Consider the following 16,336-nt stretch of genomic DNA (forward strand, 5'->3'; position numbering starts at 1 on the left):
GGAAGCCGAGCAGACCCAGCGGGGCTGGCCGCAGCACCGCCGGTGGATGTGCGGGCAGCAGCCAGGAGCCGGGCATCCCGTAATGGGCGGAAAGGAAGGCCACTACCGCTACCAGTGCACCGCCGGCCAGGCGCCCCTCGTTGAGTCGTTCCTTTGGCATCCAGGCCTCGGAAAGGGCAAGCGAGGCGATCACGGCTGGAATGAGGGCCAGGGTATGCAGCCCCGGTGTCAGCACGCCGATCAGCACCACCTGGACCAGTGCCAGGCCGGTCCATTCATGCGTGGGCAGGGGTCGGTCCCGGAAGGTGAACCAGAGACGGGTGAGCAGCCAGGCATTGAGGAACAGAAGAATGGCCATGGGAACTCCGTTTCAGTCGGTGCGCGCCAGGGCGTTGTTCATGCGCCCGGTCAGGGCCTGGGTCAGCTGGATGGCATGTTCAAGGCCGCCCTCACGAATGTTCTTGTACACACTCTGTTCCGTGATGTCGAGATGGTCGGCAATGGTCCCCGCTTCCCACCCCTGCAACAGCAGCCGCAGGATGTCGAGCCGGTTGGGCCGCCATTTCCGGAGCTGGTGGTCCAGCAGGCCGAGGGCGCTCTCCTGCAGGCCATCGTCCTCCGGGAGGCCAGCCACAGCAAGGATCCGTCTGTCTTTCTTCATGCGTTCCAGCAGGTCACGTGCCTGGTAGAAGGCGGGGCCGTCCATGCCGATGGCCTGTTCCGGGTTGATCCGGGTGGTGATGGGCCCGATCCCGAGAGCAAAGCGCAGCCCGACTGGATGCAGTGCCCGCAGGATGGCGAGGATGTCCGGGAAGACCCGGTCCGCACCCTTGAATACGGCCTGGAATTCATCGCCGAGGGTGATGGTGTAGGGGGAGGCCAGTCCTGTCCTGTCCTTGTGGAGCGTGTGCAGCTCGGCTTCCAGCAGTGTCTGGACCTGCCCGCGGTTGGCCAGTTGTCGGGAGCCGATGACATCGGCGATCATCACTAGGTGGTTCATGGTGCCAGCTCCAGTGAGCGTGATCACAGATTGAACCATATCAGGTTATTTTGTCTTTTTAAACCAAAATGGTTTAATTGAGTTTTTTAACCCAGAACTGTATTACAGGGACGATTCATGCGTTACGCCATCCACCAGATTGATGCCTTCACCGATCGCCTCTTCGGCGGCAACCCGGCGGCCGTGGTCCCCATGGACGAATGGCTCCCGGACGAGACCCTTCAGGCCATTGCGGCGGAGAACAACCTGGCCGAGACAGCCTTCGTGATTCCCGGCGGGGAGAGCTGCAAGCTGCGCTGGTTCACGCCCACGGTGGAGGTGAACCTGTGTGGGCATGCCACCCTGGCGGCAGCCTATGTCCTGTTCCGCGAATACATGCCCGAACGCCAACGCATCGACTTTGAAACCCGCAGCGGCGGTGTATCCGTCATCCGTTCCGGGGATGTGCTCAGTCTCGACTTCCCGGCGCGTGCCGGCGAGCAGGGCGCCGTCACGGCGGAACTGGAAGCGGCCCTGGGGGCCCGGCCGGTGGACGTGCGGGAGAGTCGTGACCGGATGGTGGTATTCGAGGATGAGGCCACCGTGCGCAACCTGCGGCCGGACCTGGCGGCGGTCGCCAACCTGGATACGTTTGCCGTCATCACGACGGCACCGGGAACGGACGTTGACTTCGTGTCGCGCTTCTTCGCACCCGGCGCCGGCGTGCCCGAGGATCCGGTGACGGGGTCGGCGCATTGCACGCTCATCCCCTACTGGGCGGAACAGCTTGGGCGCCATCATCTCAGCGCCCGGCAGGTTTCGGCGCGCGGGGGTGAGCTGGACTGCGAGTGGCTCGGCGAGCGGGTGCGTATCGGCGGGCGCTGCATGGAGTATCTGCGCGGCAGTATCGAGGTCAGCTGATTTCCCGCCAGGCCAGGCTCTGGAGCTCGGCAAGGCTGTGGACGTACTCGACCTGCTCAGCGTTCTCCACGGTGCCCTGCCTTGCCCGGCGCACGGTGGCTATGGCGGCTTCCGGTTCATGCCCGAACTCAACCAGCAGCCGGGCGGCAACCGTGCCTGTGCGTCCGAGACCCGCACGGCAGTGAAGCAGCACGTCCTCGCCCTGGCGCAGCCGCTCCCGCACGACCGGCCCCGCCTCGGCCCAGGCCAGTTCAAAGGCGCTGCCCGGGGAACTGAAGTCCCGGATGGGCGCGTGGAACCAGTCAAACCCCCGGGCGGGTACGGTTTCCGCCATGTGTGGCACACCCAGCGTCCGGAGCTCGGAATCCTGGACCAGTGTCACCATGGTCCGGGCGCCCCAGCGTCTGATGGTGTCCAGATCCTTATCCAGATCCCGCTGGCCGCCCATCAGGCCCCAACCGCGCAGGTAACGGCCCGGGCAATAGCTCATGCCAATGCGCCCCCGGGTCTCCGGGGCGCGGATAACATCAATGGGCAGCGGTTCCAGCCAGGACAGCGACATGGGCCAATAATGGCCTTAGTCTGGGGGGATGTGAAGCCACAATACCGGAGGCACAATGAAATACCTGTTTGAGGTCCATATCCGCGAAGGCCACACGGCGGAGGAGTACGCTGATGCCTGGGTGCGGGCGAGCGAGATCATCCAGCAGGCCGCCGGCGCTCGGGGCACAGCGCTGCACCGGAAGATGGACGACCCCAATGTGCTGATCGCCATTGCCGAATGGGACAGCAAGGCGGACCGGGATGCCATGGAGTCGGAGCAGCATCCCAGGGTGGCCGAGATCATCCGGAGTGCCTCCCACCTGTGCGATATCCGCCCCATCGGTGAGTTCGATGAGCCCGAATGGGTGGTGATGCCGCCGGGCGGAGCTGAATCGTAACTTGTCAGCCTCGCCGTTACGGCTAACATGGGGTTACAGAACACGGAAATCTGAGCCATGACCCGACAGATCCTCTGCGCCCTGGCGCTTCTCACCCTTGCTGGCTGCGCCAGCACCGGCGGTTCCCTTCAGAAGCCCACTCCTGTCACGTCCCGGGGCGATGCCGTGGACCTGACCGAGCGGCAGACCGTGCACAGCATCCTGATGGATCAGTACGCCAAGTGGAAGGGCACACCGCACCGCATGGGCGGCATGAGCCAGAATGGCGTGGACTGCTCCGGGCTCGTGCACCGGACCTTCCTGGCCCGCCTCGGGCATGATATCCCCCGCACCACCCGGCGACAGGCCACAGTGGGGCGCACCATAAGCCGTGACCAGTTGCGCCCGGGTGACCTGGTTTTCTTCAAGACCGGTTACAAGACGCGCCATGTGGGCATCTACATGGGGGATCAGCAGTTCTTCCACGTTTCCTCGAGCCAGGGTGTCTCCCTGTCCAACCTCAACAACCGCTACTGGGCCTCCAACTACTGGCATTCGCGCCGGTTGAGCGGCGATTAACGGCCAGAACAAGCCTTCTATGAGTGCCAATGCCGGATCTGCGTGTGGTACCGAACGGACACCGGTCCGGCATTCTTCTACGATCCTGATTTCAGATCCCATTTCAGGGGTGCTCGGAGGTCGAAGGCATGACCCACTATGCAGGTTTTGTACCCTATACGCCGGATGGCGCCAATCCCCACAGGCTGCTGGAGCCCTCTCGTTCCTGTATTGAGGCCATGCTGTTCGAGGAGCGTGAGCGGGCCAGGGTAACGCTTGATTCAATTGGTGATGCCGTGATCAGCACGGATGTCGCCGGTCGCATTACCTACATGAACGTCGTCGCGCAACAGATGACCGGCTGGTTGTTCGAAGACGCCAGGGGGAAGCCGTTTACCACGATCTTCCGGGTTCTGGATGCCACCACCCGAGAGCCCGTCGGTAATCCGGCCGAGAGGGCCATTCAGGAGGACTGCATCGTTGCGCTCGCCGCCAACACCCTCCTCATCGACCGAGAAGGTGAGGAAGTGGCGATCGAGGATTCGGCAGCGCCCATCCATAATCGGCAGGGGCGGGTCTGTGGGGCTGTCATCGTGTTTCACGACGTGAAGTTCTCCCAGGCGATGACGGACCGGATGGCCTATCTGGCCCGCCATGATGCGCTGACCGGACTGCTCAACCGCACCGCCCTCAGCGAAAGCTTCGACCATGCCACAGCACTTGCCAAGCGGCATCAGCGCAAGGTGGCGCTGCTGTTCGTGGATCTCGACAACTTCAAGGAAGTGAACGACACACTGGGTCATCAGGCTGGAGATGAGCTGCTGGTGAGCCTGGCGCGGATTCTGTCGAGCTGTGTTCGGAAAACCGACACTGTCTGCCGTTACGGGGGTGATGAGTTTGTCGTGCTGCTCAGTGACATAGACCGCCTCGGTCACCCTGGGCGGATGGCCAGGAAACTGCGGCGGGCCATTTCGGAGCCCGGCCTGCTGGAAGGGTATGGAACTACACTGACACTGAGCATTGGCATCAGCGTCTTCCCCGACGATGGCCTCACCATGGAGACACTGCTGCACCGAGCGGATGACGCCATGTACGCTCGCAAGTCCCTGTCCCGGGCGAAGGTGGCAGCCGCTACCACGCCCCGGAGCACCGGGAGTCCATCACGGATGGCGGGTTCACTGGTCCGGCGCTCATGAGGGTGCCGGGATCCCCTGCAGCCGATCCGTTTCACGCTTGACGGTGGCATAGCATTCACAGCACATCTGCTCCAGGGCCTCCCGATCCAGTACCCAGATGCGGCCGCGCGAATACTCAATAACCCCGAAGCGCTGCAGCTTGCCAGCGGCCTCTGTCACGCCCTCACGCCTGACGCCGAGCATATTGGCGATCAACTCCTGAGTCATGACCAGTTCATTGGTTGGCAGACGATCCAGGGAAAGCAGCAGCCAACGGCACAGCTGCTGTTCAATGGTGTGGTGACGGTTGCATACCGCAGTCTGTGACATCTGCGTGATCAGCGCCTGTGTGTAGCGGAGCAAGGTCATGCGCATATCCGGATCCCGGTTGAACCCCCGCTTCAGCTCAGCGGCTGGCAGGCGGTAGGCGGAACCGGCACTCTGGACCACGGCCCGGCTCGGGGTACTCTCCCCACCCATGAAGACAGCAATGCCCACCAGTCCCTCGTAGCCGACGACCGCGATTTCCGCCGAGGCACCATTGGTCATGACATAGAGCAGGGAAATGATGCTGTCTGTGGGGAAGTAGACGTACTCCAGATCCTGGTCGGCCTCATAGATAACATCGCCCAGCTTGAGCTCGACCAGCTTGAGATGCGGAGTGAGGCTTTCCCGGGCTTCCGGCGTCAATTGAGCAAGCAGGCGATTGTCGGTTGGTTCCGCAGCGGGCGGTCTGTGGGGCGACATGCTGACCTCGATACGTCAGGGGTACCCGGCACCGGGTATCCGAATCATTCAGGGAGGCTTAATGCGAGAAGCGCTCTTCTGGTGTCACTATAGGACAGTTTATGGTCCGTTATGGGGTGATTATTTGCGATAGAGGCCACAAATCGAGTGGTTTGAGCCCTTAACGTCATGAGCGGGCATCTTATGCGGGGGCGGGGAATGCCGGAGCCGAATGGATCGGCCCCGGCTGATGCGTTAAAGATTGGCCGGCCTTCCGGCATCGGGAAGGCTGTAATCGCAGACACCCTGGGGGTGGATCGCCGTCAGGCGCTCGACCTGTTCCGGTGTGAAGCGGCGGCTGCCGTAGGTGCCATCGTTCAGCGCCCTGGAAACCGGCTTGAGCTGGCACTTGAACACGTCCCCGGTAATCGGGCCACCCGCCTCAATGCGTGACGTGGTGTAGACCGGGAATTCCCGGGTGCAGGCGCCTTCGCCACCGTTATCCAGGATGCCGCTCCAGACGTTCCTGCCGGACGCAATGACATTGCCCTGATAGCCGAAGCAGGTATCCACCGCTGTCTCCGGCCGGTTACGGGCGATACGCCGTTTCGGGTCGCGCAGGATATTCCCCATCCATTCGTCCATCACCCGGAGCGCCTTCAGCGTCATATTGAACTGGGAGCCCGGGTAGGGTTTGGGGCCGATACTGGCGAACCAGATCGTCTGGTGTCTGGCCGTTCCCATCTCATTGCGGATGCGCTGGCGGGTGGCGAAGGACTGGTGGGCGTTGTGCATGTCCAGGATGGGCTCCATGTAGTCCCGGATATCGAGGATCGGCATCCGGATGTCGCCATGGAAGATCATACCGGTCTCATAGAGAGAACGGATTGCCTCCAGGTCGCCTTCGTGGCGTGGTGCCGGCTCGCCGTTATCGCTGAGCATCATGTTGCGGCGGCTCCAGGGGTCGAAGTTCTCCGGTGTGGGCTCGCCGATGAAGGGGAAGCCTTCCTGGACCGCTTCGCTGCTCGGCTTCCAGCCGCCCACCTCCGCGTTGACCTTCAGGAACTGATCGGCTCCGATGTCGCCGCTGCGGAATGCTTCCAGTCCGTACTGCACGCCCACGTTGTCCACGGCGCGATTGGCGTAACCGTCCTCGCCGATGCCGTAGATGTGGCGCAGGTCATCCATGTGGGTCCACTCGATCTCCGCGATGTCGGACTGGGGTTCCCAGCGCTGCATCTCCGGCACGCCGCCGAAGTTGGGATTGAGCACCAGTGGTGACAGGCCCCGCCAGGCCGGTACGCACTCGGTCATGCCCGGGGCGGCGGCAAAGCCCAGCGCACGTTGGATGTCGAAGAAGGGATTGCCGAGGAAGTTGGTAGCGTTCAGCCCCACCAGCAGGCTGCGGTTGTCCGTGACCTGCCAGAACGGGTTGTTGCGGTCCGTGGCATCCATGTAGTGCTCCAGCAGCTCGCAGTCACCCACGTGGATGGTCTGGGTGACCATGTCCGGATAGGAACGCTGGGGAATGGCCGCATCGAGCAGGTCCGGATGGTTCTGGCCGTAGACGTACTGCTGGATGGCGCCACCGGAACCACCAAGACCGACGGTGTACTTCGGCACGCCATAACGCTCGATGAAGCGTTCCTTGGTCATCAGTGCGGTCTCGCCGCCCACCTGCAGGTTGTAGTGCACGTCCGTGCTGTTGCCGGTGGAGTAGGCAATGGCGTGGCCCAGCCCGAGCACGTCCTCGTTCATGGCCAGGCGCTGGGACCACTCGCCCTGTGTATGGCCGATGGCGACGCCGCCCTGGAACTGGTAGACGAGGCGCCCGTTCCAGCGGTGCGTATCGGTCCCGTCGTCATTGCCGATGCGCTCCGGGTCCACCAGCATCGCGTAGCTGTAGATGAAGCGGTTGATGGTCCCGCGTTCTACGCGCACCACAAAGTCGACGGTATTTCCGTCAATGGTCTCAGTCTGCGCCAGGTCTGCCGGGCGCTCTCCGTCTTCCGGCCAGTCCCGCCATTCGCCGCCCTTGGTGCGGTAGGAGTAGGTGATGAAGGGCTCGATGGCGCAGTTCCTGCTGTAGCCGATCACGGTGTCGCCGGCGTCGTTATAGACCCTGAAGCCTGGGGGCGTTGTGGCATCCACTTTGGGTTCAATGCCGAATTCGCTGGGCGTCATGCAGATGAAGGGCGACTGCTGCGGGCCGGAGAAGACCGGACCGGAAACCGGGTGGTTGGTCAGGGTCAGTGTTCGGACGTGGCCGAAACGGTCGTGGACCAGGTTCAGCTCATTGTCGCCCTCATTCAGGCCCTCGATGACGCCCTCCAGCCGCCAACGGCTGGCCTTGAACGTATTCAGGTCGACTGGGGAGCCGTTCAGCGTCAGAGAGAGCCGTTTGCGCTGCCCCGGGGGCGCCTTGATGGCAATCCGGGCGTCGCCGCCGGTCACCTGCTGCGGGTCGCTGGAGAGAACGGAGAGCTCGATGTTCCAGAGCAGGCCGGGTGGCAGCCTGAAAGGCCCCATGGCAAGCGCCGTGGTGGCACTGAAGAGGAGAGCCGCCATGATGGTGGCGGTAAGGCACGCGGACACGATTATTCTTGGCATTGTCGTTTCCCCCGATGATGGAATACTCCCTGTAAAGCGCCCGACAACTGCCCGACTTCATCCTGGAAACACAACGCGCTTGCCATCGACTTTAAACGGACGTTAATCATCCGTCGAGTCTCTTTATGCATGATGGCAGCCGGTAACGGAAAGGCGAGGTGAGCGACTGAATGTTATTCACGATTGGCTATGAGAGATCCGGATTCCCGGAGTTTGCGGAGGCGCTGAGCCAGGTGGGCGTTACGCGCCTGATCGATGTTCGGGCCCAGCCCCATTCCCGGCGCCGTGAATTTGCCTATAAGCATCTTGGGCCCGCGTTGGCCGAGCATGGCATTGGCTATGAAAGCTGGCCGGTACTGGGCGCACCGGAAACCGCCCGGGACGCGGCCCGGCAGGGCGACACGGCCACATTCAACCGGCTCTATGAAGCGCACCTGGATACTGACCCCGCCCAGCAGGCGCTCAGAAGCCTGATCGACCTGGCCCGGACTGAATCCCCCTGCATGATGTGCTACGAGCGCGATCCCCGGCAGTGCCACCGGTTGCTGATCGGGGAGCGGGTGCAGGCTAGAGCGGACCTTGAGATAAGGGATCTGTTGCCATGAGTCTCGGCCGCTAGCGCTTGCGGATGGAGCCTGCATCCAGCATCTGCTGGAACATCTCATCCACTGTCTCCGGAAGTGGCCGGTAGCTCATGCCCAGTTCCTTTTTGCTCTTCGTGTTATCGAACGAGGCCGGGTAGCCCACGTTGCGGCTGATGAACTTACGGGTGAGCGCCTTGTTGGCGAGCGGGCCTACCAGCCAGAGCAGGGACTTAGGCAGAGTGCGCTTAGGGAAGGGCCAGTCGTTTCCGAAGGATTCCCGCAGGATGGAAGCGATCCCCATCAGGCTCGAGTCGTGGCCTGAGGTGATGTAACGGCCCTTCGCTTCGGGTGTAAAGGCGGCGCGCACGTGGGCTTCGGCCACATCACGCACGTCCACCAGGCCGAACGCCAGGTCCGGCGCACCCGGCTTGAGAGTGCCGTCTGCCATCTGCTTGAAGATGGAGAAGGACTCGGAGGTTGCGTCCGGCTTGATGCCCGGGCCGAGCACCAGTGATGGGTTCACCGTGACCAGCTCCCAACGGCTCTGCTGCTCCGCGATTTCCCAGGCGGCCTTTTCCGCTTCGGTCTTGGAGTAGGAGTAGGGCTGGTGCTCGAGGTTTGATGAGGTGTTCCAGTCCGCCTCGGTGAAGACGCCGGTTCTGCTGTTGGCCATGTCTGCGTTGTCGCCGTAGATGGCCGCGACGCTGGAGGTCAGCACCACGCGGCGCACGCTCTCAGTGGCGTTCACGCTGTTGAGCACGTTGCGCGTGCCCTTAACGGCCGGGTCCACCAGGTCGCGTTGCGGGTCCGCCACGCTGGCAATGAAGGGCGAGGCGGTGTGGAAGACAATCTCGCAGCCCTGCATGGCGTCATGGTAGGAGCCATCCTCCAGCAGATCCCCCTGGAAATACCGGATCTCACCGGGCTGCTCGGCCGCCAGGGCATCGAGGTGGGCCACCTTATCCCTGTTCGAGGGATCACGCACCGCCGCGTGAACGGTATGCCCCTCCTTCAACAGCGCCTTCACCAGCCAGCCGGCCACATAGCCGGTAGCGCCGGTTACCAGTACCGTGGTGGGTTGTGTCTGATCCATCATGACCCGGTCTCCTTAGGGCATCTCAAAGTGCGTCGAAGGTTCGTGAAGCGTGTCGCTGGACAGCATACCGGTTCTGTTTGTCTAAGCCGACCGTCAGTCCGGACATGGGAAATGATGCAGACTTCGTGAAAGGATGAGCCGAATACGTCCGTTTTTCGGCTCACATCGAGTGAATCGCTCAGGAACGACACCAATGCCCCTTGCAGAAAAAATCAGTCTCACGGCAGCCTTCATCTTCCTCATGACCGGCCTGTTGACCGGGATCTGGAAGTACGCGGCCATGACCGCCAGCCCCAAGGCGACCGCGCCGCGGTACGTGGACATCGCCCATCGCAGCTCACTGATGTACAGCTTCGCCGCGCTGGTGCTGGCAACCTTTGCGCGCTACAGCATCTATCCCGGCTGGCTGAATACCCTGGCAGCGGTGGCGGCATTGAGCTTCTTTGCGTTCGCGATCAGCACCTACATCGTTCATGGCCTCCTGCAGGACACCAGCAACCAGATGCGCAAGCCGCACCGCCTGGGTAAGACAACCCTGCCACCCTGGGTAATTCACGGGTTCATGGGGCTGTTGATCGTGGCGGAAGTGGGCGGGGCCCTGGTGCTGGGGTCCGGGGGCCTGATCGCGATCTGGTAGACGCTGCCATTGGGCACTATGCTGAAACCTGATGACAGCAGGAATCGCACACCCTCATGCCGGTAACGTCCATATTCCCTCGCCTGTTCAAAGGACCCGCCGCCCGACGGTGGCTGATCGTGTCGATGGGCGTTGCTCTCCTCGTTGCGGTTGGCGAGCTTCTGATCTGGCAATTCGATGCCAATCACAGAGCAGAAACCGAAAAGGAGCTCCTTTCTCAGCTGGTCGATGCGCGAGCGCTGATGGAAGCCGAGATCAGCGAAGGCCTCTACATCACCATTGGTCTGGCGAGTTTCATCCAGAGCCAGAACGGCCAGCCGGATTACGGTGAAATTGAAAGCTGGATGGCTGCGCTTTTTGGGCAAACACGTCATCTCCGCAATATCGGAATCGCGCCAGACAACCGGATTACGGCGGTATTTCCGAAAAAGGGAAACCAGGATGTAGTTGGCGTGGCATACCGCGATCTCCCAGATCAGTGGGATAGTGTTGAGACTGCCATGCGTACCGGTGAGGCTAAGCTGGTGGGGCCGGTGGATCTGGTCCAGGGAGGCCGCGGCCTGATCTACCGCCGCCCTGTGTTTGTGGACGATGAGTACTGGGGCATGATCAGTACCGTCATGAAATTTGACTCGGTCATTGCGGTGATTGAGCGCTTTATGGAGACGCACTCGGGCGTTTATGAGCTTGTCAGGCTTACGTCTGAAGGCAACGAGACGATCGCGGGCCAGTTGGAGGTGGGCAAACCTGCGGTCAACCAGTCGCTGGAGGTTACACTGCCCGGCGACCTCCGTTGGCGCATGATCATGCGTGAGAGGATCGATGCCTCATCGCTCTGGGTGGCGCGCAGCGCGCTCTGGGGGCTCAGTCTGATCTTCGGGGTTGTGGGTTGGCATTGGTGGCGGTCAAGCCAGATGGCCCGCGAGCTCCAGGCGCGCAGCGTGGCGGAGCGGACCGAGTTCATTCACACTGTCAGTCATGAGCTGCGCACACCACTGACCTCCATCCGTGGCGCCGTGGGTCTTCTTGAGAAGCAGTACGCGGAAGACCCCAAGGCCGCCTCGCTGTTCGATCTGGCCAACCGGAACCTGATCCGGATCCAGAGCCTGGTGGATGATGTTCTCGACATCGTTCGGCTTGATGCCGCTCGAATGGACCTGAACCTGGAGCTTGAACAGCTGCCGGAGCTGGTCCAGCAGGCGGTCGAAAATAACGAACATCTCGCCGGCCAGCATGAGTTGGTCCTGCGTTGTGAGATCGAACGCGATGCGGCGGACGTGAATGTCCGCGTTGACCGTCAGCGGTTTCTCCAGATCATGGACAACCTGCTTTCCAACGCCATCAAGTTCTCAGACCCGGGGCAGGTCATCAGAGTCGGCATTCAGCGGCGATGGGACTGGGCACAGGTACTCGTGATTGATGAAGGTACGGGCATCCCCGCCTCTTTCAGGGACCAGATCTTCGACCGGTTCGCGAGGGCGGACAGCAGTGACAAACGCCGTAACCAGAGTGGCACCGGCCTGGGGTTGAGCCTTGTTCGGGAGCTTGTGTTTGCGATGGAAGGTGATATCGCGGTTGAGTCCGAGCAGGGCCAGGGCACAACGGTCACGGTCCGCCTGCCCCTGGCGGGCACCTGATCCCGCATCAACCGTGGTCTGCACGGACATTACCGGCTCCCGCCACCGTTTGAACTGCATCTCAAAGAGGGCTACGTTGGTTGCAGAGGTCGGGGTCGGCCAGGGACTTTGATCGGGGGCGGGCGGTATCGATGAATCTAACCCAATACAGTTTTACCAGCGGTGATTCCGGGCAGGGAGCCAGTGCAGGTTCCGGCCGTGGGCATGCGTTCACGATCCTGTTGATCGAGGATAATCCTGCGGATGCGGATCTGTGCCAGTTCTATCTGGCCGATGCTTTTGGTTCCCGGGCGAACGTTCTGCATGCCAGCCAGCTTGCCCAGGTCGAGCCGCTGCTTGAACAGCATGCTGTCGACATCGTGTTGCTGGATCTGGGACTGCCCGACAGCTCCGGCGTAACCTCTGTAATCAAACTCCGGGCCATTGCCCCTGAGATTCCCATCATTGTGCTCACGGGCAGCCGTGATCAGCAGCTGGGCGTCCGCGTTATCCGCGAGCATGCCCAGGATTTCTGTGCCAAACAGGACCTCAGTGCGGCGGTTCTTTCCCAGGCCATCCGCCACGCCATGGAGCGCCATCGCCTTCAGACCCAGTATGCGCGGATCCTGGAGACGAATCCGGACGGCATGGTGGTTATGGGTGAGGACCTTCAGTTGCTCTTTCTCAACCAGGCGGCCAGCCATATGCTTGGGCTGAGGGCGCCTGAGGACATCGGTACCCAGCTGAGCCAGGACCTCATGGGAGAGGAAGGTGAAGAACTGGAGCTGGTTGGGGGGCGTGTGGCCGAGGTGCGCCGGGCAACGCTCGACTGGAATGAGACTCCGGCAACACTCGTCGCCTACCACGACATCACCGAACGCAAGAAGGTCGAATGGAAACTGAAACAGCTGGTGCAGTTCGACCAGCTGACAGGGCTCAACAGCCGGAACCATTTCTTCGATCACACCGACCGCCTGATTGCCCATGTGGACCGTGAAGGCGGCATGGTGGCCGTGCTTTACATCGATCTGGATCACTTCAAGAACATCAATGACACCCTGGGCCACAGTGCCGGTGACGAGCTGCTGCAACTCGTCGGGGAGCGCCTGTGCCAGAACAGTCGAAGCAGTGACTTTATCGCGCGCCTGGGGGGCGATGAATTCGCGCTGGTGCTTTCGGATGTTGAACAGCCTGATGATGCAGCCCACGTCGCCGAGAAACTCATTGAGGTGTTTCGCGAACCTGTGAGGTTGAGCGAAAGCAGTGTCGGGGTTGGGCTGAGTATCGGTATCGCCACTTATCCCCATTGCGGTAGCTGCGCCCAGGAACTGTACTCCGCGGCTGATACCGCCATGTATCAGGCCAAGGAGCGGGGGCAGAATCACTACCAGTTTTTCTCGGAACAGCTGCAGCGTGATGTGGAGACCCGGCTTGTGCGGGAGCAGGCCGTGCGCCAGGTCGTTGCGGACGAGACCCTGTGGCTGGCCTATCAGCCCCAGATACGCGCGTCGGATGGGCAGGCCGTAGGCGTCGAGGCCCTGCTGCGCTGGCCCGGCGACACCATCCCGGTCCTGTCCCCGGCGGACTTCATCCCGGTGATGGAGGATGTGGGGCTCATCGAGCGTGTTGGTTACTGGGTTATGAAGCAGGCGGCGCAAATGGCCGTCGCAACGGAGCGGGAGCTGGGGATTACACTGCGGATGGCGGTCAACGTGTCCATGCGCCAGCTGTACGACCCGGGGCTCTTTGACCAGATCGCCGGTGTCCTCGAGTCCACTGGACTGCCTCCGGGGAACTTCGAGGTGGAGCTGACGGAAAGCTCCATCATGGCGGATCTTGAGCGCACCTGTGAAACCCTTCGGCGGCTGCGGGAGCTCGGTGTCTCCATTGCCATTGATGATTTCGGCACCGGCTACTCTTCACTCAGCTATCTCCGCAAGCTGCCAGTCGACGTACTCAAGATTGATCGCAGCTTTGTCATGGAGATCGGCAGCAACCGCCAGACTGAGGCCATCATCGAGAACCTTCTGGGCCTGTCCCGGGCGCTGGGCCTGCGAGTGGTCGCTGAAGGGGTGGAAAATGATGAGCAGCAGGCGTTCCTGCGCGGTATCGGGTGCGATTATCTGCAGGGGTTCCATATCGGCAGGCCCGTTGAGCTTTCCCAGTTCCATAGCTGGCTGAGGTCGGCCGGGAGGGAGGGCGATGAATGAGCTCGAGGCGGAAATCCAGCGGTACCGGGACATCATCGACGCCTCACCCTCGGCCCTGGTACTGGTGAACCCCGCCGGGGAAATCGTTCTGGTCAATCGCGCCACGGAACGGCTGTTCGGGTACGAGCGAGAGGAACTCCTGGGCAATTCCGTCGAGATGCTGGTTCCCGCCTCCGTTCGGGGCTCCCACCATAAGTACCGGGAAAGTTACCTGGCCACGCCCGAGCCCCGGATGATGGGGCAGGGCCGTGATCTCTACGGCATGGGCCGGGACGGTGAGGAAATTCCCATCGAAGTGGGCCTCACCCCCATCCACATGCCGGATGGCACCCATGTGCTCAGCGCCATCATTGATCTCACCTACCGCAAGCAGGCCGAGGAGGCGCTGGCGCGTCAGGCCGATGAGCTGGCGCGTTCCAATGCCGAGCTGGAGCAGTTCGCGTATGTTGCCTCCCACGACCTCCAGGAGCCGTTGCGCATGGTGCGCAGCTACACCGAGCTGATGGAACGCCACCTCGGGCAGGATCTGGACGAAAAGAGTGCCAAGGCCATGAAGTACGTGGTGGAAGGGGCGGAGCGGATGCAGCTGCTCATCGATGACCTTCTGCTGTACTCACGGGTGGGGCGGGGTGAGCTGGAGATTTCCCAGGTGGACGTCAATGCCGTGGTCAACCACGTGCTCAACCTGCTCAGTGTCACGCTGGCTGAACAGCCCGGGGCGAGCATAACCTGGGATGAACTGCCCACGGTCAGGGCCTCCGAATCCATGCTGGTCCAGCTGTTCCAGAACCTTATCTTCAACGGCCTGAAATTCCACGGGGAAGAGCCGGCCCGGGTTCATGTCTCCTGTGAGGAAAAAGCGGCTGAATGGCTTTTCCATATTCAGGACAATGGCATCGGCATCGACCCTCAGTACGCGGAACGGGTCTTCCAGGTATTCCAGCGTCTGCACGAACGGGACCGTTACCCCGGGACGGGGATTGGTCTGGCTGTCGCCAAGCGCATTGTGGAGCGCCATGGTGGCAGGATCGGGTTCGAGTCCCAGCACGGAACGGGTACGCGCTTCCATTTCTCACTTCCAAAGACGCCGCGCACCGGAAAAGGGGAATCCCCATGAAGCCACAATCCGAGGCGCTCGAAATTCTGCTGGTTGAGGACAACCCTGCGGATGTGGACCTGATCCTGGAAAGCTTCGCCGAGACCGGTAACGGCACCCGTCTGCACCCGGTCAGGGATGGCGAGGACGCCATGCGTTTCCTGCGCCAGGAGGGCGAGTATGGAGAGGCGGGGAGGCCGGATCTTGTCCTGCTCGACCTCAATCTGCCCCGTATGGACGGGCGCGAAGTTCTGGAGGCCATCAAGAGCGATCCGGAGCTCAAGGTACTGCCGGTGATTGTGCTCACCTCCTCCCAGGCCCAGAAAGACATCAACACCAGTTACGAACTGCATGCCAACTGCTACATCACCAAGCCTCTCGGGCTCTCACAGTTCTATCGGATCGCAGAAGCCGTTGAAGGGTTCTGGCAGCATGTGGCGGTTCTGCCAAGCGAGCGTTGAGTTCGGTACGCTTCGACGGCAGTGATCCTAGTCCCCGCTGGCGTTCCCCCAGTGGGGATAGTCGGATCGGAGTTTGCGGACACCGTAGTGCGCCTCGATCCACTCGATGAGACGCGGGGTAAGGTTGAGGTCCCGTGGCTCGTTGGCCCCGTTTAGATCGAAGGTCCGCTCCGCACCGTCCGGTGCCTGCAGCCGCAGGTTTCGTGGCAGGCGGGTCACCGACAGGTCAATGGCCCCGGCACCGTAATGGTTGGAATGGCGCGCGCCGTGGCGCGTGGCGTAGACCACGTTATAGGCCTCAGCCATCTCTTTTGCGGCCTCAATGGTGGTCCGCCAGCCATCCGGATGCCGCCACTGGATGGGGATGTTCAGATCCCATTCCCGGTTGAGCCGATCCAGTTCCTCCACCCGTTGCTCCACCTGCGCCCGGGTGCTGGCCCGGCTCAGGGTGAAGGCCCCATACATCAGATACCCCCGCTCGCGCCGGCGGACGGTGGACAGCACGTGGACCTCGGCCCCCTGGTCACGCAGCTGGTCAATCAGCTGTTCGATGCGTTCTCGGAAGTCGCCGCCGCCTGCCGCCTCCAGCGCCCGCAGGCGCTCCGTCTCATCGGGTGGATTGGGATAACGTGCGCTCCAGCGCTCACCAAGCGGCGCGCCGTCCGGTGCGGGATCGAGATCGGGGGGCCGCGGAGGCGGCGCGATAGCCAGCGTCTGTCCGCCGTAACGGCGGGGCTCGCCTTTGAA

Annotated in this window: 16 protein-coding genes and 1 pseudogene; 10 read left to right on the forward strand and 7 right to left on the reverse strand. The window is 62.1% G+C overall.

Annotation, left to right across the window (positions count from 1 at the left end; genetic code table 11):
* Both QZ501_RS11400 and QZ501_RS11405 read right to left on the reverse strand, forming a co-directional pair.
* Positions 1 to 358 (reverse strand): annotated as a pseudogene (locus QZ501_RS11400) (hypothetical protein); the annotation flags it as partial.
* 12 nt (positions 359 to 370) lie between these two features.
* Positions 371 to 1,000: a SatD family protein gene (locus QZ501_RS11405; RefSeq protein WP_160898620.1), complete on the reverse strand. Its 630-nt coding sequence runs from the start codon at positions 998 to 1,000 to the stop codon at positions 371 to 373.
* Between the two features lie 117 nt (positions 1,001 to 1,117).
* Between QZ501_RS11405 and QZ501_RS11410 the strand changes: the two genes are divergently transcribed.
* Positions 1,118 to 1,900: a PhzF family phenazine biosynthesis protein gene (locus QZ501_RS11410; RefSeq protein ID WP_295719573.1), complete on the forward strand. Its 783-nt coding sequence runs from the start codon at positions 1,118 to 1,120 to the stop codon at positions 1,898 to 1,900.
* Here the strand turns inward: QZ501_RS11410 and QZ501_RS11415 are convergent.
* Positions 1,893 to 2,462: a cyclin-dependent kinase inhibitor 3 family protein gene (locus QZ501_RS11415; protein ID WP_295719576.1), complete on the reverse strand. Its 570-nt coding sequence runs from the start codon at positions 2,460 to 2,462 to the stop codon at positions 1,893 to 1,895. The two genes, QZ501_RS11410 and QZ501_RS11415, sit on opposite strands and share 8 nt — an antisense overlap.
* Before the next feature lie 55 nt (positions 2,463 to 2,517).
* Between QZ501_RS11415 and QZ501_RS11420 the strand changes: the two genes are divergently transcribed.
* From QZ501_RS11420 to QZ501_RS11430, 3 genes are all read left to right on the forward strand, one after another.
* Entirely contained in the window at positions 2,518 to 2,841 is a 324-nt protein-coding gene (locus tag QZ501_RS11420) for an antibiotic biosynthesis monooxygenase (protein WP_295719578.1), read from the forward strand.
* A 57-nt stretch (positions 2,842 to 2,898) separates the two neighbouring features.
* Complete coding sequence (locus tag QZ501_RS11425) at positions 2,899 to 3,399, forward strand: NlpC/P60 family protein (protein WP_077528767.1); 501 nt, start codon at positions 2,899 to 2,901, stop codon at positions 3,397 to 3,399.
* Between the two features lie 128 nt (positions 3,400 to 3,527).
* On the forward strand, positions 3,528 to 4,574 hold the full coding sequence (locus QZ501_RS11430) for a diguanylate cyclase (protein ID WP_295719581.1): 1,047 nt from the start codon (positions 3,528 to 3,530) through the stop codon (positions 4,572 to 4,574).
* Here QZ501_RS11430 and QZ501_RS11435 read toward each other — a convergent pair.
* Together QZ501_RS11435 and QZ501_RS11440 are read right to left on the reverse strand one after the other, a co-directional pair.
* A complete protein-coding gene (locus tag QZ501_RS11435) occupies positions 4,569 to 5,300 on the reverse strand; it encodes a Crp/Fnr family transcriptional regulator (protein WP_295719583.1) in 732 nt (243 codons plus the stop codon). The genes QZ501_RS11430 and QZ501_RS11435 overlap by 6 nt on opposite strands.
* A gap of 234 nt (positions 5,301 to 5,534) precedes the next feature.
* Positions 5,535 to 7,889 (reverse strand): DUF6351 family protein, encoded by a 2,355-nt coding sequence (locus QZ501_RS11440; RefSeq protein ID WP_295719585.1) that lies wholly within the window; start codon positions 7,887 to 7,889, stop codon positions 5,535 to 5,537.
* A 170-nt stretch (positions 7,890 to 8,059) separates the two neighbouring features.
* Between QZ501_RS11440 and QZ501_RS11445 the strand changes: the two genes are divergently transcribed.
* Positions 8,060 to 8,494 carry a DUF488 domain-containing protein gene (locus QZ501_RS11445; RefSeq protein ID WP_160898614.1) on the forward strand — a complete coding sequence of 145 codons (435 nt, stop codon included), beginning with the start codon at positions 8,060 to 8,062 and terminating at the stop codon, positions 8,492 to 8,494.
* A 10-nt stretch (positions 8,495 to 8,504) separates the two neighbouring features.
* On the opposite strand, the gene QZ501_RS11450 is transcribed toward QZ501_RS11445, so the two are convergent.
* Complete coding sequence (locus tag QZ501_RS11450; protein WP_295719587.1) at positions 8,505 to 9,569, reverse strand: aldehyde reductase; 1,065 nt, start codon at positions 9,567 to 9,569, stop codon at positions 8,505 to 8,507.
* A 193-nt stretch (positions 9,570 to 9,762) separates the two neighbouring features.
* Here QZ501_RS11450 and QZ501_RS11455 point away from each other — a divergent pair, with 193 nt between their 5' ends.
* The 5 genes from QZ501_RS11455 to QZ501_RS11475 all read left to right on the forward strand — a co-directional run bounded on the left by QZ501_RS11455 (position 9,763) and on the right by QZ501_RS11475 (position 15,589).
* Positions 9,763 to 10,206: a hypothetical protein gene (locus QZ501_RS11455; RefSeq protein WP_151440922.1), complete on the forward strand. Its 444-nt coding sequence runs from the start codon at positions 9,763 to 9,765 to the stop codon at positions 10,204 to 10,206.
* A 125-nt stretch (positions 10,207 to 10,331) separates the two neighbouring features.
* On the forward strand, positions 10,332 to 11,843 hold the full coding sequence (locus QZ501_RS11460; protein WP_295719590.1) for an ATP-binding protein: 1,512 nt from the start codon (positions 10,332 to 10,334) through the stop codon (positions 11,841 to 11,843).
* A gap of 131 nt (positions 11,844 to 11,974) precedes the next feature.
* Positions 11,975 to 14,032, forward strand: a complete 2,058-nt coding sequence (locus QZ501_RS11465) for an EAL domain-containing protein (RefSeq protein ID WP_295719593.1) — start codon at positions 11,975 to 11,977, stop codon at positions 14,030 to 14,032.
* On the forward strand, positions 14,025 to 15,149 hold the full coding sequence (locus QZ501_RS11470; protein ID WP_295719596.1) for a PAS domain-containing sensor histidine kinase: 1,125 nt from the start codon (positions 14,025 to 14,027) through the stop codon (positions 15,147 to 15,149). The genes QZ501_RS11465 and QZ501_RS11470 overlap by 8 nt, the downstream gene beginning before the upstream one ends.
* Positions 15,146 to 15,589, forward strand: coding sequence for a response regulator (locus QZ501_RS11475; protein WP_151440926.1), 444 nt, complete (start codon positions 15,146 to 15,148; stop codon positions 15,587 to 15,589). Before QZ501_RS11470 ends, QZ501_RS11475 begins: the two co-directional genes overlap by 4 nt.
* 27 nt (positions 15,590 to 15,616) lie before the next feature.
* Here QZ501_RS11475 and QZ501_RS11480 read toward each other — a convergent pair.
* A partial coding sequence (locus QZ501_RS11480; protein WP_295719599.1) for a hypothetical protein occupies positions 15,617 to 16,336 on the reverse strand: 720 nt, incomplete at its 5' end.

It is taken from the genome of uncultured Halovibrio sp. (assembly GCF_913056445.1).
In the GTDB taxonomy this organism is placed as follows: Bacteria; Pseudomonadota; Gammaproteobacteria; order Pseudomonadales; family Oleiphilaceae; genus Halospina; species Halospina utahensis_B.

Coding starts and splice junctions, on each gene's coding strand:
- QZ501_RS11405 (WP_160898620.1), bottom strand. CDS start 1,000: ATGAACCACCTAGTGATGATCGCCGATGTCATCGGCTCCCGACAACTG.
- QZ501_RS11410 (WP_295719573.1), top strand. CDS start 1,118: ATGCGTTACGCCATCCACCAGATTGATGCCTTCACCGATCGCCTCTTC.
- QZ501_RS11415 (WP_295719576.1), bottom strand. CDS start 2,462: ATGTCGCTGTCCTGGCTGGAACCGCTGCCCATTGATGTTATCCGCGCC.
- QZ501_RS11420 (WP_295719578.1), top strand. CDS start 2,518: ATGAAATACCTGTTTGAGGTCCATATCCGCGAAGGCCACACGGCGGAG.
- QZ501_RS11425 (WP_077528767.1), top strand. CDS start 2,899: ATGACCCGACAGATCCTCTGCGCCCTGGCGCTTCTCACCCTTGCTGGC.
- QZ501_RS11430 (WP_295719581.1), top strand. CDS start 3,528: ATGACCCACTATGCAGGTTTTGTACCCTATACGCCGGATGGCGCCAAT.
- QZ501_RS11435 (WP_295719583.1), bottom strand. CDS start 5,300: ATGTCGCCCCACAGACCGCCCGCTGCGGAACCAACCGACAATCGCCTG.
- QZ501_RS11440 (WP_295719585.1), bottom strand. CDS start 7,889: ATGCCAAGAATAATCGTGTCCGCGTGCCTTACCGCCACCATCATGGCG.
- QZ501_RS11445 (WP_160898614.1), top strand. CDS start 8,060: ATGTTATTCACGATTGGCTATGAGAGATCCGGATTCCCGGAGTTTGCG.
- QZ501_RS11450 (WP_295719587.1), bottom strand. CDS start 9,569: ATGATGGATCAGACACAACCCACCACGGTACTGGTAACCGGCGCTACC.
- QZ501_RS11455 (WP_151440922.1), top strand. CDS start 9,763: ATGCCCCTTGCAGAAAAAATCAGTCTCACGGCAGCCTTCATCTTCCTC.
- QZ501_RS11460 (WP_295719590.1), top strand. CDS start 10,332: ATGGGCGTTGCTCTCCTCGTTGCGGTTGGCGAGCTTCTGATCTGGCAA.
- QZ501_RS11465 (WP_295719593.1), top strand. CDS start 11,975: ATGAATCTAACCCAATACAGTTTTACCAGCGGTGATTCCGGGCAGGGA.
- QZ501_RS11470 (WP_295719596.1), top strand. CDS start 14,025: ATGAATGAGCTCGAGGCGGAAATCCAGCGGTACCGGGACATCATCGAC.
- QZ501_RS11475 (WP_151440926.1), top strand. CDS start 15,146: ATGAAGCCACAATCCGAGGCGCTCGAAATTCTGCTGGTTGAGGACAAC.